A 13588-nucleotide genomic window follows, 5' to 3' on the forward strand; every position below is an offset into this window, starting at 1 on the left:
TCTTTAGACATAAAGTTTGGGCAGTTATGTAGTTGCCTTCTAGAGCAAGTCCTCGTCGAACCCATAGCCCTTTTTCCGCATTAGTCTCTCAACACGTGACATGGTCTCTTCTTCTGCTGCTAATTCTTTCTCGAGATCCTCTATCCTGGTCTCTCTTTGTTGCTTCTCCTTAGCATATAAGCATGTGCCGTCTGGTAGCAATGCCTTTAGAGTACATGCAGCATATTGGCACGAACCGCCTATACACTCGTCGCCTATCCAGCGGCAATACGCTACACGATGCATCTTGCCGTGAGAAGGCTTCCTTACTATTGTCAGTGCATTGTTTAGGCATTTGAAATGTGGGCAGAGAGGATTACACTTTCCGTCAGGAAGAGGTAGCGGTCTAGGCTTTCCTGCTGGACCACCGCCTCGTGGAGGTCCCCTGCGAGGTGCCCCAGAAGGGTACCGTCCCCGGCGATATGACATGTTCTGCCACCTCACGCTAGAAATACAGTGTTGATGGAAGTCCAGCTCATCTCTAGGCTTCTCATCTGTCCGGCGCCCTCCGGCAAGAGGGGTAGTGCTGCACCACGGTATGTAGAAAGTTAGACTATCTTATTAGGGCTTACTCCACTTAAACATCAAGTACCTTGTCGGCGTCTCACCAGATCCTGTTATAGCTAGTATGAATGCTTTACGCACACTATGACTAAGACGTCCAGCACGAACTATACCCAGCGGATCTATCTCTTCGTCAGCCTCTATCACATGTACAAGATAAGGTGCATGGTCTATTCCAGGCCCCTTCTCATAAACAGCAAAATCAGCACCATATTTTAGTCCTGAGCGTACAATGTAGCCCTTATCCCGCAGCTCCTTGTACACCTTGTAGATTATGTCAAATTTAGGTATAAATCTGCGGGCATGCGAAGCTATATCCTTGGTACTAAGTTCTCTTCCCTCTCCATCTACTATAGATAGTAATCCCTTTTCAGCAAGGTATATGGCCTCTACGAGCCCTAATTCTAGGGGAGCAGTAAACTCCGCATCTTTAGGCTTAGGTATGCCTAGAGGCTTGCCGTAGAAGCCTAGACGGTAGAGTTCGCGAGCTTGATTTACATCAAACACAATAACGCGTAGCCCTAGGAGTACGCCTCTAAACTTCATAACGAATTACCCCTTTTAGCGGTATAGATAGTCATGAAGAGTATGTAATTTTGTACTTTTTCAGTAAACAGATGAACAGATAGACTAGTTTATATTCGTAAAGGTTTCATGGGTGTAATGTAGGCTCAGATAGGTTTGGGATTGATCCTTCTTGTTAAGGCTAATGAAATTTATCACTAGTGTCGGGCTACTCGGTATAACGCTAGGAACTTAACATTCTCTGCCGCATCTCTTATTGTGTCGGCCACTTCCTCGATCATGTCTACGATATCTCTGAGTAACATCAAAGCTACTAAGTCCTGACGCAATTCGCGGTACATGGAGTACGTCAGTTGGCGATAGAGGTTGTCGACTTCATCTTCAATGCTTGTAACTAGCTGTGCTTCTTCGTATCCCTTCTTTGGATTGGAGCTGAGAGCTTGGATGGCTACCTCGAGTCTATCAAATTCTTTTTGGATACTGTCTGCTATTGACGTCAATAACTCTGATATCGTGTTACTAGTGATGTTAGTATTAGATGCTAAGAGGTATGCTCTATAGGCTATACCTTCAGTCATCTGTGCCACACGCGTTAAGCTTAGGAATATATCTTTATAGAGTGTACTTGTATTTAGCAAGTCGCCGAGCCGGGCCAGGTAAGTTAGAGCGTCCTCCTTCATAGACTCCACGCGTTCTTTGGCCTCTTTCACTTTCCTATGCAACTCCTTTAGCTTTCTATCGTCGGCATTGGCCAGCGCTATTACAATCTCTCTCATACTAGTAATGGTGTCGCTGAGGGCACGAGTTACACCCAGCAATTGCTCATTTAGGCTTTCTTCAGCTAGCGATTGTCGTCTTCTTCTCTCCATATCATAGTCATAGTACTCTTCGGCCATGTGCTCTACCCCGTGGTGCAACCTAGGTAGGATGGAGGTATTAGAATAGTAATGCTGTTATGTCGTGGAGCGTAGTAAATAAGTAAGTTGTTACAGCTAGGCCTGGCTAGACACTAAAGTGGCAGGAATATAAAGTTAGATCTCATGTAGTGCTGGGATGAAGGGCGAGGGCTAACCCGATGGAGGCGTTGATAATTGACGCATTAGCGAGGGGTAGCTACGGAAAACGTATGGTAACAGTAGACGCTATTGGTGCAGGACCACGCACTGTTGCTGGCGTCTTAGAGGGTCTCGGGGTAAATGTAGAACTGACAGTTGCAGAAAAGGTGCTAGAAAAACCTCATATGCTGAGAAAATATGATGCTGTGATGATAAGTGCTATGAGTATTGACGAGAAAACAGTGGCAAGGATAGTCAAGATGTGGCGTAGGCAGCGAGGGTCCCGCGCAGTAATAATCGGGGGGCCAATAGCGTCTGATCCAGACTTCATTCTGCGCGTTGGAGGCGATATAGGTGTCCACGGAGAAGCCGAGCCCGTTATAGAAAAGCTCATAGAGAGCGGTATAGTGGATGAGAAAGGGATAGACTATACAAGGCTCAAAGACGTGTGTGGTACAGCCTACGTACTAGATAGTCGGCTCATAGTTAATAAGAGATGTCCTATAATGACACGGCAGATGTGGGAAAAGTATCGTCCAAGCACTAGGGCTATACAAGGCTATCCGCTCTACTGGGCAGCCAGAGTCTATGTAGAAACTGTACGTGGCTGCAGCAACTACACTATACCAGAACTAGCAGAAGTACTCCCGGAGGAGCTGCTACCAGACAAGCCGGTGCCAGGATGTGCGTACTGTAGTGTAATCCCCTTGTGGGGATACGCTAGGAGCCGTAGTATAGATCTCGTATACAGAGAAGTTAAGGAGCTAATAGACTATGGTGTCCACCGTATCGTGTTAAGTGGTCCAGATTTCCTAGATTATGGTCGCGACTGGCTCGTAGAGCCGCGTCCTCTTGTCAACCCTCGGAATCCTGGCCCTAACATTCAGGCCATTAGACAGTTACTCCGAAGGCTCACCTCTATACCAGAAGTGTCTTCAGGCGAAGTCTCCATAATGGTTGAGAATGTTAAGCCAAGCCTCGTGACCGAGGCTGCTGCAGAAACCCTGGGCAAGTACCTTAAAGGAACTCCAGTCCATATAGGAGCAGAGACAGGTGATGCCTGGCTCCTGAAGAAACTTGGAAGACCAACGACTATACGTGAAACTGTTGAAGCTGTTAAGAGGCTTAAGAAGCACGGTCTTCGGCCATACGTCTACATAATGTACTGTCTTCCCGGCGAGACAAGCAAGACCATACAGAAAACTGTAAGACTTATGGAGACATTGTACCGGGTAGGGGCAGAAAAGATAACAGCGTATAGGTTCATGCCCTTACCACTTTCTGCACTAGAAAAATTAGCAATAGCAGAGATTAGATGCATGTATAATCATCCAGTGAAGCAAAAAGCTATAGAGATAAACAAGAGAGCAAAGAAGAGGATGATAGGTAAGAGAGTACGAGTAATAGTTGTAGGTAAACATCCCAAGCTTGGAAAGTGGATAGGGTACCCGATAAACCATGGACCTGTCGTAGTCATAGAGAATGGCAACAAGGATCTTCGCGAGAAAGATATTGTAACAATTAGGATCGTGGGAGTGCCTTCAGACCGTATGGTCGAAGGAGTAATCGTCGAGAAGATGAAATAGCGTGAATTCTGTATAATATGGGTAAGGGTCATATTACATAGTGTTCCATGTGTAATAATTACGATTAATAGTATCGATCAACTATATCTTGAAGCTTTTCGACAAGCTCGTCAATCTGGCGTAAGTCATCCTCTATAGCTTCCCTGCTCTCCTCGAGTAGTCTCGCTCCACGCTTAGCGAGGATAAGCGCCTTGTTCAATAAGTCACGTTCGTATTCTGCACCAACTATTATCATGTACTCGCTCAGTGTTGCAATGTTATCCCTAACTTCTGCAGCAACGCTATCTAGATTAACAGCTCCATTGAGACTGCGAGCTAAACGACGGCGGAGTATACGTAGCTTACGTATATAGTTGAGTACGAGTGTTTGAAGCTCTTCATCGTCTAAATCTCTGCGCAACCTAACTAATGCACGGTTTAGTGACTTCATTGCACGTGCGTGCTTGTCTGTTACATCCTCTAGTGTACGTAGCAGCTTGTAAGGATCGATATATTCTACATCCATTTTACGCACCCTGAGCAGACACTCTCTCGTCTATGTGCTACTATCTAGTTCATAGACATTCAGTTTGTTCGGATTTTCTCACGTAGCATAATGTTGACAAGGCCCTCTAATAGACTCTATCTGTCATGCTCGGAAGTGCTGGCATGAAGTAATAATGAGGCTCAGAATTGTGGTAGTAAATATAGCAAAGTTACAAAGAGGAAACTGGACGGGTACTGTGTTAGTCCTAGTGTATCGATTCGGCGTTGTAAAAACAAGGATGTATGTCATTCGAGCTAAATATTAGAGTATATTTGATGCTAAGTACTTCTAGGCTTTGATGGTTCTCACCGTTACTATCGTATTATCAGATACGCCGTATTCTGGTAATTTTGCTCCGTTAACCCATACCTCGTTAGGAGGTACACTATCGTCCTTCTCCACCCTATAACGGAATTTATGGCGGTGTGCGACAACTATCTCTATGTACTCTCCTTCTCCTATCTCCTTTAGGAGTTCAGGGTTGACCTTAGCTATACCCTCCTTAAGCTCGTCGTGGAAGCGTAGCCTCACTCTACGTTCGCGCTGCTTCTTCTCTCTGCCTAGCAACTGGGAGGCAGGAGGAATTAGTGCTAGAGCGCTCCGCACGTCTATCTTCTTGCGGGGAAGCTCCTCCTGCTCTTGCTGCTTCTTAGCCTCCTCAGCACTCATAGATCCCTGCACCCTCCAGGTTAGACAATACCATGCATATAGCCAGGATTAATAGCTGCTGTTTACTCGTACCGGGTTTGTAAAGATAGGTATGAAAACAACTATTCTCCTACATGCTACTCTATGGGTTTGCCTAGCTCGGTTATGTCTGCACCCTCGATGAACCTTCTAAGGGCATCGACTACACTGTCTACAGGTATTCGTACCTGCTTCCAGGTATCCCGATCTCTCAACGTCACAGTATTGTCCTCTAGTGTCTGGTAGTCCACGGTGATAGCTGCGGGCACGCCGATCTCATCTACCCGTGCATACCTTCGACCTATACTACCGTCGTCATCATATATAGCGTACATGCCGTTCTCTAGGATTCTCCACCATATAGACCTGGCTATCTCTACCAGCTTCTCATCCCTGACTATAGGGAATACAGCTGCCTCTATGGGTGCTATACGTCTGGGTATCCGTAGTACAACTCTGCCATCTTTCTCGCTGTAGGCGTAGTCTAACGTTACAAATAGCAGTCTTTCAACACCGAATGAGGGCTCGGCTACGTGTGGGATGAATCTCTTCCCTGTAACTTTCTCAACCTTCTCTATGATTTTCACATGTTCTGCAGGTATCTTTACACCGGCTACCTCTATGAAGCCTTTGTCGCGGAGTATCTTCTCTACTTCGTCAGGGTCAAGGTTCTGTGCAGCCTCTAGTATCTCTCTAGCTCGCTGGCGGAATGTGCGGCCAGCCCAGGCCCGGTCAATAATCACTACCCGCTTCTTTACCACCTTGGGCTCCTTGAACTGCTTGAAGACGCGTAGGTCTTGACCACTATACTTCATGTGTCTGCTCAGATCGTAGTCTGTACGATACGCGTGCCCGGAGACCTCTACCCAGCCTAGCCTGCTAACCTTGACAAGCTGGTCGAAGGTCTGTGCTGCGTAGTGTGCTCTCTCCTCTGGAGCCTTCTCTTCGAAGTACATATTCTCGTAGGGTACACCGAGCTCCATTATGAAGTCACGGGCCACAGCCATCCAGTAGGCAAGCCATGGTGTAACTATGATGCCTTCCTCTATAGCTTCGCGTACACCGTATTCTTCGGGCTTGTCAATGCCCTTAGCCTTGGCGTCGGTACGGAGTATGCGTAGCTTCCGGTGGCTTACACGGTCTAGAAGCTCCTCGAGTATGCCACCGTGCCAAGGATCCTCCGGGTCGAAGAAGAACTCCATCTCAGCTATCGTGAATTCTCTGAGACGTATCATTCCCTGTCTAGGTGAGATCTCGTTGCGTGCTACTCTGCCTATCTGCGCGATGCCTAGAGGGAGCCTCTGTCTTGTAACCTCGTGGACCCTCTTGAATGCTACAAACATGCCTTGAGCGGTCTCTGGGCGAAGGTAGCCGACGTTCTCGCTGTATGGGCCAATAGTAGTCTTGAACAATAGGTTGAAGCTTCTGACCTCGCCCAGGGGGCCACCGCATACTGGGCAACGTATATTGTGTTCGCGTATAATCCGTGTCATTTCTTCAAGGCTTAGGCCTTCTGCTTTGATGTCCAGTCTTTCCTCTATCAAGTGGTCGGCCCTAAACTTGCGCCGGCAGTTTAGACACTCGACAATAGGGTCAGTGAAGTGCTCTAGGTGGCCGCTAGCCTCGAACACCCGCGCAGGGGCGATTACCGGAGTCTCTATCTCCACTACTATGTGGCTGTGGCGGCGTATGAAATAGTGGCGCCACAGCGCTATTATCTTGTCTTTAAGTCTTGCCCCCAGAGGACCCAGGTCGTAGAAACCTGCTACGCCGCCGTAGATCTCGTAACTTGGCCAGAAGAAGCCCCTCCTCTTGGCAAGCTCCATTACCTGCTCATATCGGTCCTCGCTAGCTATAGAACGTGAGCCCATAGTCTGCATCCTTGGATCAGGGGATGACTTGCAGGGCCCTATTATACTGTCCTGGCGTAGCCCCATAGTATACGGTTATGTATGGGGGCGGGGAGGCGATGGGGTTAGCCGACCTCTACGTGTCTAGGGCACCGCTATACTTCGGCGGTGTAGAGGCAGAACCCGAGAGAGCGGATCTGCTAGTATTAGGAGCACCTTACGATGCAACATCGAGTTATCGGCCAGGTTCTCGATTTGCTCCGAGAGCTATACGTGAAGCAGCTGCTAACATAGAATTTTACTCTCTCCGGGCAGGGATAGACCTAGAAGACTACAAAATAGCCGATCTAGGCGACGTGGTGCTTCCAGTAAGTCCTCAAGAGGCTACGAGAAGACTCGAAGTTGTGGTCACGGATCTTATAGACAGATATCCAGAAAAGCTCACGGCAGTACTAGGAGGGGAACATAGTATAACTCTTGGCGTTTTCAAAGCGCTGGCCAAGCGCGTCAAAGAACCTTGTCTACTAGTTGCTGATGCACATTTCGACCTCAGAAGCGAGTATATGGAGGAACAGTACAGCCATGCTAGTGTTATGAGAAGGATAGCTGAGACGTTTGGAAGTGATCGCATCTTCTATATTGGGGTAAGAGCGTTTGCAAAAGAAGAGCTAGAATTTGCTAGGAATAAACAGATAGAATACATCACTAGTAGTGCAGCTAGACTGTTGGGTACGAGGGAGGTAATCAGCCGAGTAAATCGGTGGATAAAGAGGATAGGATGTGAAAACTTGTATGTAAGCATCGATATGGATGTGTATGATCCTGCTTATGCACCAGGTGTAGCAAACCCTGAACCAGAAGGGCTAGAGCCCTGGATGCTACTAGATATAGTGTTCCGTGTGGTAAAAGAGGCTGATGTTGAGCTGAAGCTGTTCGATGTGGTGGAGACATCACCACCATATGACTGTGGGGGAGTGACGTCAGTCTTGGCAGCCAAGACCCTGCTTGAGGTGTTTGCAGCGTATATAGCTAGGAGGATGAGTTGAAATGAGGCGATGTCGGTTAGATGGCTTTAACTATTTTGCGGCCCGGCGGTCTAACTTTGTATACGACGCGATAGCCGCAATAGGGGCACTTAATACTAGGCATGTACTCTAGGTCGAGTGCTGTAAACTCCATACCGCAGCGGCCACATTTATAACGTATCATAGCCTTATCTTCTATGACTCCAAACTCGTCCTCTCCCCTAGGCTCGTAGAGCGCCACAGCTTGCTCGCCCGGAGGCTACGTACTCCGCACGCGAAATCCTTATAAGAATAGCCCTCGGTGTCTGGCTAACGGAGAGCTTACAGAAAAGAGATAGGCATAAGGGGAAAAGCTAGAGGAAGGGATGTGTACTCCATGAGTGGGGATCTATCCTCCCTATGTGGTGGTCTTCCGCCAGAACTCTGCGAGCAGCTTGCTAGAGAACAGCAGGTAATCAAGATAAAGCTCGAGAAGCGTCGTTATGGCCGTGAAGTAACAATAATAGAAGGCCTTGACGAGCGCGATGTTGACTTGAAGAAGCTTGCGTCACAGCTTAAGTCTAGGCTCGCGACTGGGGGAACTTACAAGAATGGGCGAATAGAACTGCAGGGAGATCACAGGCATCGGGTCAAGGAAATTCTCATAGAGATGGGGTTCCCTGAAGAGAACATAATAATAGTAGAGTAAAGTTCCTCCTACCATCCACCGATGGGTAACAGATATTCGGCCATATTATGTTCCACGCCTCCTCCGAACAACTCTATTTCTAACCCTTCATGTAAAGTGTCAATGCGGAAATTATAGTGGCTATAGGCTTTTCAAGCATGAGTGTTTCGAAGAGATCAGGGGTTACTGGACCGATTAAAAGTGCTATATAAGCCGCGGTTTCAAGCCAGGAATTTGCCTGTCTAAATGTTATACCTTTAATCCAGTATAGTTTCTTTGCTAAGCTGATGTAGGAGCTATATAGTGTGTAAAGGTCCGTAATGTCTGGTGTATACTGTGGCTCGTTCGCGGATGTCATGTAGACTAGGTGTAGGCTTAACCAGAGGGTTTGAAGAGCTTTTGCTGCCTCTATGTATGTTCCTGGAAGAAGAATGTTAAAACCTCCAGTCTCTTCATCTACTTCTGTCCATTCGGCTCCTATCTCCGATAGATAGTGGTAGAGGTTCCTACGTAAGCTCTCTAGTGTCTGTGCATATTTTCCTTCGAGGCTTTCTCCTGCTAGTTTTTCTATGGGCCAGGCTGTAAGAGCCCATGCGCTGTTCTTTGAGTACATGCGGGTCAGGTAGTATATTGCTACAGATTTGAGCTTGTTGAACTCGTTCTCTGCGTTGGCATATTGTTCTATGGGCTTCATATTCCGTGTTTCCTCTGCCGAGGCAGGGTGTACAGAGCTTTTATAGTATGATGGGGCGGTGTCACCCGATAGTAAAAGATTTAAATGAGGCCCTCGGAATAGGATGGATGGGGCTTTAAGGGTTTCGGGGGCAAGCCCTGGCGGGCTAGCTTCCCCCGGGGGCCCGCCCTATAGCTACTAGGTGGCAGGCCTTGGTAGTCGAGGAGTATATTGAAAAGGCCTCGGGGGATAGGGAGGAGAAGTGTCCGCCGGAATATATCGTGTTTGATGAGGAGCGTGGTGAGTATATCTGTACGCTCACCGGCGAAGTGGTTGAGGAGACTGTTATAGACACTGGTCCCGAGTGGAGAGCCTACACGCCCGAGGAGAAGACACGCAGGAGCCGTGTCGGTAGCCCTCTAACACATACGCTCCCCGACTACGGTATACTAACCACCATATCCGGGTACCGGGATGCGACCGGACGCAAGCTAGAGGCACGTCTCCGTATAGAGGCAAGCCGTCTACGTAGGCTCCAGGCCAAGCTCCGTGCAACCACAAGCATAGAGAAGAACATAGAGCAAGCTGCCCGCGAGATAACACGTCTAGTCGAGGCACTCAATCTGCCTCGCAGTATAATTGATACCGCTATGATGATCTATAGGCAGGCTGCGGAGAAGGGTCTAGTACGCGGGCGTAGTCTCGAATCTATGGCTGCTGCAGCAGTTTATGCGGCTTGTAGGATCCGCGGCATACCGCGCGGCATAGACGATATATCTGAAATGGTCAAGGGTGGTCGTAAAGAGGTAGCCCGGTGCTATAGACTAATAGTGCGTGAGCTTAAGCTACGTATGCCTATAGTAGACCCGGTGCGCTATGTATCTAGAATTACATCTGCTCTACGCCTTAGCCCTGCGGTCGAACGGCGTGCAGCAGAGATACTCATGCAAGCGCGTCGGATGGGACTAACCGCTGGTAAGGACCCTGCAGGACTAGCTGCTGCAGCTATATATATAGCAGCATTAGAGCTTGGAGAGAGACGCACACAAAAAGAGATAGCAGCAGCGGCTGGTGTAACTGAGGTAACTGTGCGTAACCGCTACAAAGAACTCGTTCAAAGACTCAACATCCCTCTACCGGCCCAGTAACCTGTCCTGTCCTCGCATTTTTTAAAGTATATCTGCATAACTGAGTTTTCTATAGTTTGTAAATATTTGTCTAATGAAGGAGCCGCTTATAGACTACTAGCTACATCGCCGTCTGAATCTAGTATTGGTACCATTATGATAATTATCAATTTTTGTTATAACGATGTGTTCTGGTTTGAGGCTAGCCCGAAGCGCTTTGGCCCAACTTCTAAAATATATCTATGTCTATGGTGCAAAGGTGTATCGTTGTCATATTGCGTTACCCAATTGGATGTGTTGAAGAAGTCGATTGCATGTGTAGCCGAAAAATTCTGGGTGCTCTAAGTGGTGTGTATTAGCAGTTACTCCGGTCTAGCCAGCAATCAGTTGTAAAAATAGGCTCATTAAGTCGTTAACTAGTAGGGTGTGGATTTGTACTAAGTTTTTAGGATTTATGTGGACTGATCGTAATGCACAGCAACAAAGTTACTGCGGAGTCCAACATACATGAGCTAGCCGAGCGTATACAGCGTGAGATATGCCGTCACGCGCCAGGGCTAGCTACGATACTTAATGTACACTCTTGGAAACGGTATGGTGTAGACTTTGCAAGGCTCTTACTAGCCTCGCCATCTAAGGCGTACAAGCTACTAATTGATGTGTATGGCAATGATCGTGGTCACTTGTTGGCAGAGTCAGTAATAGCTAAGCCTCTCGCAACAGTAGCTAAGCCGAAACAAAGCTATCGTGTAATATTAAGGCTTGTAGAAGAGGGGAAAGATGAAGAAATACATATGATGCTTGGTATACGTGCTCAAGCCCCTAATTCTCGCCGTGGACGGAAGGTTGCTGGAACTTTAGCTCAGGAAGGTATTACTCTTGGTGAGGCTCTCTCATGTGCTGTGTTGATAGAAAAACTATTCGCTAGTATATATAGGAAGTTTGCAGCGTGTGTTACTGGTATGGCGGGTATGGTTTTTTGCTTATATAGCTGATGAGAGTGTTGTACACTCCAGAATTCTTGCATCCATCGCTGCAAGCCTTGGAATAATAGTTGATGAAAACATATGTCCTATAGAGCCAGGCGGATTCGTAGACAGGCTACAGGAAATTGATAGGCAGCTTGCACGCGGATGTCTTAAAAAAGATGAGTTCTCTAAAGTGCTTTGCTTCCTAGCTTCCAAGGAAGAAATTGTAGGCGAGGAAGACTACATGAGAGTACTCGTGCGAGAACTTAGAAAAGTAGTTGGTGATAAAACCTTTGATATGCTAGAGGCGGTTCTTGCATCCATAGTCCGTGATGAAAAGAACCACGCAGTAATGGTACGTCGGGTCTACGAGAGGTTATACTCTGGTAAATCTGTTGGTCTGTATGGTACTTAACCTTTCTAAATAGTACTGAAGATAGCATATCGTGTACGTAGCAATATATTATTACAGCAAGTTCAGCTGTAGCCAACAATACTTCGTTATATTACTATTAAGTTGATGTATCAGAATTAGGTCTGTGAAGGGTAAACTGTTAATCTATAGACCTTTCAACCTGGCTGCGCTGGGGGTTGAACGTGGTCGAGGCGGGGGATATACGCAGGGAGAGGTTTCTCCGTGAACCAGTAGTAGAGTCCAAGGGCGAACTTAAGCATTGGATAGATGCACTGGTAGACTGGTTAGAGGAGCGCTTTAAGGCCAGAAGTAAAGACGTGTATGTAGTCAATGGTGGACTCTCGGTTTCAGGCCTCCAACATGTCGGTAGACTTCGCGGCGAAGTCGTAATTCCGGAGGTAGTCCGCCGTATACTAGAATCCCGTGGGCTCCAAGTACGCCAGTACCTAACCCTTTACACGCAGGACGCGTGGAAGGGTAAGGAGAGCCAGCGTCGTGCATTCTCGGATCCAGAATCAGCAAAGAGGTATACGGGTTGGCCCCTTGTACGTGTGCCAGATCCCAAGGGCGAGTTGCCGAGCTGGATAGACCGGTTCTGGGCCGACTTCGGCCCTTACATAAAGGATTTCACCGATGGCAAGGTCGAGGTAGTGACAACCACGGACATGTATCGTGGCAAGCTTCTCGAGTTCGTCAAGCTCTCTATAGCCAGGCGTGAGGAGATAAGACAGATAGTAAACAAATACCGTGGCCGTAAGCCATATCCGCCAGGCTGGATTCCCTTTGAGCCGCGGTGCCAGAACTGTAGCAGAATAGACACTACAGAAGCCCTCGAAGTAGACTTTGAAAACGAAAGGGTGCGTTACCGCTGCCGTGGCTGCGGCCACGAGGGCTGGGCGCCCTTATGGGACGGCAAGCTCAACTGGCGTATAGAGTGGGTAGGTGTCTGGTGGGCACTAGGTGTAGACTTTGAGCCCTATGGCAAGGATCATGCAACTCCAGGTGGTAGTCGGGACAGTGCTAACGAATTAGCAGTAAAGGTCTACGGAATTATGCCACCCGAAGGACTACCGTACGAGTGGGTGTCCCTCAAGACGCGTAGCGGAGAGTCAGACATGAGCAGCAGCGACTTCATAGGATTCACTCCACGTGAATGGCTGGAAGTAGCCCATCCCGAGGTACTCCGATTCCTCATACTCCGAACACCACCGATGAGGAAGCTAAGCCTAGGACTCCGCGAGATACCACTCTACTACGACCAGTACTACCGTGCCGAACGTGTATACTATAGGGTCGAGTCTACGGGAAGACGCGAAGAGGACATCCTGCTCTCCCGGAGCTATGAGCTAAGTTATACTCGCGGCAAGCCGCCGAGCACTATGCCGGCCCAGCCGCCCTACACCCACATTGCTATATTAGCACAAATACTTCCCGAAGAACTATGGGAGAGCGAGGCTCCGCGTAGACTACAGCGCAGCGGCCACCTCCCAGAGAAGCCCTCAGACTTTGACCTTGAGCGAATCCGCAGTCTACTACCCAGAGCCAAGCGGTGGGCCGAACTTTATGCGCCAGAATATATGAGGATAAAGATACTCAAAGAGTTGCCCCAGGAAATACTCGAACAGATACCGGCTGAAATACGCGAGAAACTCCGCGGTCTTGGAGACGCATTGGCGGTGCTTACAGAATGGAATGAGGATGCAATAAAGCAGGCTATGATAGAATATACTCGTGGATGGGATAGCAAGGAGCGAAAAACATTCTACCGTTACTTCTACATGATATTCGTAGGGCGGGAGAGCGGGCCTCGGGCAGCACCATTGCTCTCATTGCTCGACAGAGAGTTTGTTGTTGAGCGGCTTAGGAGTGTTTAGGAATACA

The 13588-nt window shown here is 48.1% G+C and carries 15 protein-coding genes; 7 read left to right on the forward strand and 8 right to left on the reverse strand.

Going from position 1 to position 13588, the window contains the following annotated elements; translation table 11 throughout:
- Nucleotides 1-39: 39 nt before the first annotated feature.
- From Pyrde_RS02985 to Pyrde_RS02995, 3 genes are all read right to left on the reverse strand, one after another.
- Nucleotides 40-468, reverse strand: coding sequence for a hypothetical protein (locus tag Pyrde_RS02985; RefSeq protein WP_055408069.1), 429 nt, complete (start codon nt 466-468; stop codon nt 40-42).
- Between the two features lie 132 nt (nt 469-600).
- On the reverse strand, nt 601-1149 hold the full coding sequence (endA, locus tag Pyrde_RS02990; RefSeq protein ID WP_055408071.1) for a tRNA-intron lyase: 549 nt from the start codon (nt 1147-1149) through the stop codon (nt 601-603).
- Between the two features lie 176 nt (nt 1150-1325).
- A complete protein-coding gene (locus tag Pyrde_RS02995) occupies nt 1326-2024 on the reverse strand; it encodes a DUF47 domain-containing protein (RefSeq protein ID WP_055408073.1) in 699 nt (232 codons plus the stop codon).
- A gap of 179 nt (nt 2025-2203) precedes the next feature.
- Here Pyrde_RS02995 and Pyrde_RS03000 point away from each other — a divergent pair, with 179 nt between their 5' ends.
- Nucleotides 2204-3769 (forward strand): B12-binding domain-containing radical SAM protein, encoded by a 1566-nt coding sequence (locus Pyrde_RS03000; protein WP_055408075.1) that lies wholly within the window; start codon nt 2204-2206, stop codon nt 3767-3769.
- 64 nt (nt 3770-3833) lie between these two features.
- Here Pyrde_RS03000 and Pyrde_RS03005 read toward each other — a convergent pair whose 3' ends face one another.
- The 3 genes from Pyrde_RS03005 to glyS all read right to left on the reverse strand — a co-directional run bounded on the left by Pyrde_RS03005 (nt 3834) and on the right by glyS (nt 6853).
- Nucleotides 3834-4274, reverse strand: coding sequence for a hypothetical protein (locus Pyrde_RS03005; RefSeq protein WP_055408077.1), 441 nt, complete (start codon nt 4272-4274; stop codon nt 3834-3836).
- 309 nt (nt 4275-4583) lie between these two features.
- Nucleotides 4584-4964 (reverse strand): hypothetical protein, encoded by a 381-nt coding sequence (locus tag Pyrde_RS03010; protein WP_055408079.1) that lies wholly within the window; start codon nt 4962-4964, stop codon nt 4584-4586.
- A gap of 116 nt (nt 4965-5080) precedes the next feature.
- Entirely contained in the window at nt 5081-6853 is a 1773-nt protein-coding gene (gene glyS / locus Pyrde_RS03015) for a glycine--tRNA ligase (protein WP_055410668.1), read from the reverse strand.
- 98 nt (nt 6854-6951) lie between these two features.
- Between glyS and speB the strand changes: the two genes are divergently transcribed.
- The gene (gene speB / locus Pyrde_RS03020) at nt 6952-7878 is read left to right on the forward strand and encodes an agmatinase (protein ID WP_231656779.1); all 927 of its coding nucleotides are present in this window, start codon (nt 6952-6954) and stop codon (nt 7876-7878) included.
- Between the two features lie 16 nt (nt 7879-7894).
- Here the strand turns inward: speB and Pyrde_RS03025 are convergent, their stop codons facing one another.
- The gene (locus Pyrde_RS03025; RefSeq protein WP_055410670.1) at nt 7895-8041 is read right to left on the reverse strand and encodes a TFIIB-type zinc ribbon-containing protein; all 147 of its coding nucleotides are present in this window, start codon (nt 8039-8041) and stop codon (nt 7895-7897) included.
- A gap of 192 nt (nt 8042-8233) precedes the next feature.
- On the opposite strand from Pyrde_RS03025, the gene yciH reads away from it, so the two are divergent.
- On the forward strand, nt 8234-8545 hold the full coding sequence (yciH, locus tag Pyrde_RS03030) for a stress response translation initiation inhibitor YciH (RefSeq protein WP_055408083.1): 312 nt from the start codon (nt 8234-8236) through the stop codon (nt 8543-8545).
- A gap of 79 nt (nt 8546-8624) precedes the next feature.
- Here the strand turns inward: yciH and Pyrde_RS03035 are convergent, their stop codons facing one another.
- Nucleotides 8625-9218 carry a hypothetical protein gene (locus Pyrde_RS03035; protein WP_055408085.1) on the reverse strand — a complete coding sequence of 198 codons (594 nt, stop codon included), beginning with the start codon at nt 9216-9218 and terminating at the stop codon, nt 8625-8627.
- A gap of 191 nt (nt 9219-9409) precedes the next feature.
- On the opposite strand from Pyrde_RS03035, the gene Pyrde_RS03040 reads away from it, so the two are divergent.
- The 4 genes from Pyrde_RS03040 (at nt 9410) to lysS (ending at nt 13581) form a co-directional block, all read left to right on the forward strand.
- Nucleotides 9410-10345 (forward strand): transcription initiation factor IIB, encoded by a 936-nt coding sequence (locus Pyrde_RS03040; RefSeq protein WP_231656781.1) that lies wholly within the window; start codon nt 9410-9412, stop codon nt 10343-10345.
- 449 nt (nt 10346-10794) lie between these two features.
- Nucleotides 10795-11319, forward strand: coding sequence for a hypothetical protein (locus Pyrde_RS03045; RefSeq protein ID WP_055408087.1), 525 nt, complete (start codon nt 10795-10797; stop codon nt 11317-11319).
- On the forward strand, nt 11276-11707 hold the full coding sequence (locus Pyrde_RS03050) for a hypothetical protein (RefSeq protein ID WP_055408089.1): 432 nt from the start codon (nt 11276-11278) through the stop codon (nt 11705-11707). The genes Pyrde_RS03045 and Pyrde_RS03050 overlap by 44 nt, the downstream gene beginning before the upstream one ends.
- 182 nt (nt 11708-11889) lie before the next feature.
- Entirely contained in the window at nt 11890-13581 is a 1692-nt protein-coding gene (gene lysS / locus Pyrde_RS03055) for a lysine--tRNA ligase (protein WP_197272726.1), read from the forward strand.
- Nucleotides 13582-13588 lie beyond the last annotated feature (7 nt).

The organism is Pyrodictium delaneyi, from assembly GCF_001412615.1.
In the GTDB taxonomy this organism is placed as follows: domain Archaea; phylum Thermoproteota; class Thermoprotei_A; order Sulfolobales; family Pyrodictiaceae; genus Pyrodictium; species Pyrodictium delaneyi.

Bases quoted from the DNA above. Each gene is read 5' to 3' on its own strand.
- speB (WP_231656779.1), top strand. From the start codon at position 6,952: ATGGGGTTAGCCGACCTCTACGTGTCTAGGGCACCGCTATACTTCGGC.
- yciH (WP_055408083.1), top strand. From the start codon at position 8,234: ATGAGTGGGGATCTATCCTCCCTATGTGGTGGTCTTCCGCCAGAACTC.
- Pyrde_RS03000 (WP_055408075.1), top strand. From the start codon at position 2,204: ATGGAGGCGTTGATAATTGACGCATTAGCGAGGGGTAGCTACGGAAAA.
- Pyrde_RS02985 (WP_055408069.1), bottom strand. From the start codon at position 468: ATGTCATATCGCCGGGGACGGTACCCTTCTGGGGCACCTCGCAGGGGA.
- Pyrde_RS02995 (WP_055408073.1), bottom strand. From the start codon at position 2,024: ATGGCCGAAGAGTACTATGACTATGATATGGAGAGAAGAAGACGACAA.
- Pyrde_RS03005 (WP_055408077.1), bottom strand. From the start codon at position 4,274: ATGGATGTAGAATATATCGATCCTTACAAGCTGCTACGTACACTAGAG.
- Pyrde_RS03025 (WP_055410670.1), bottom strand. From the start codon at position 8,041: ATGATACGTTATAAATGTGGCCGCTGCGGTATGGAGTTTACAGCACTC.
- Pyrde_RS03035 (WP_055408085.1), bottom strand. From the start codon at position 9,218: ATGAAGCCCATAGAACAATATGCCAACGCAGAGAACGAGTTCAACAAG.
- glyS (WP_055410668.1), bottom strand. From the start codon at position 6,853: ATGGGCTCACGTTCTATAGCTAGCGAGGACCGATATGAGCAGGTAATG.
- endA (WP_055408071.1), bottom strand. From the start codon at position 1,149: ATGAAGTTTAGAGGCGTACTCCTAGGGCTACGCGTTATTGTGTTTGAT.
- Pyrde_RS03045 (WP_055408087.1), top strand. From the start codon at position 10,795: ATGCACAGCAACAAAGTTACTGCGGAGTCCAACATACATGAGCTAGCC.
- Pyrde_RS03010 (WP_055408079.1), bottom strand. From the start codon at position 4,964: ATGAGTGCTGAGGAGGCTAAGAAGCAGCAAGAGCAGGAGGAGCTTCCC.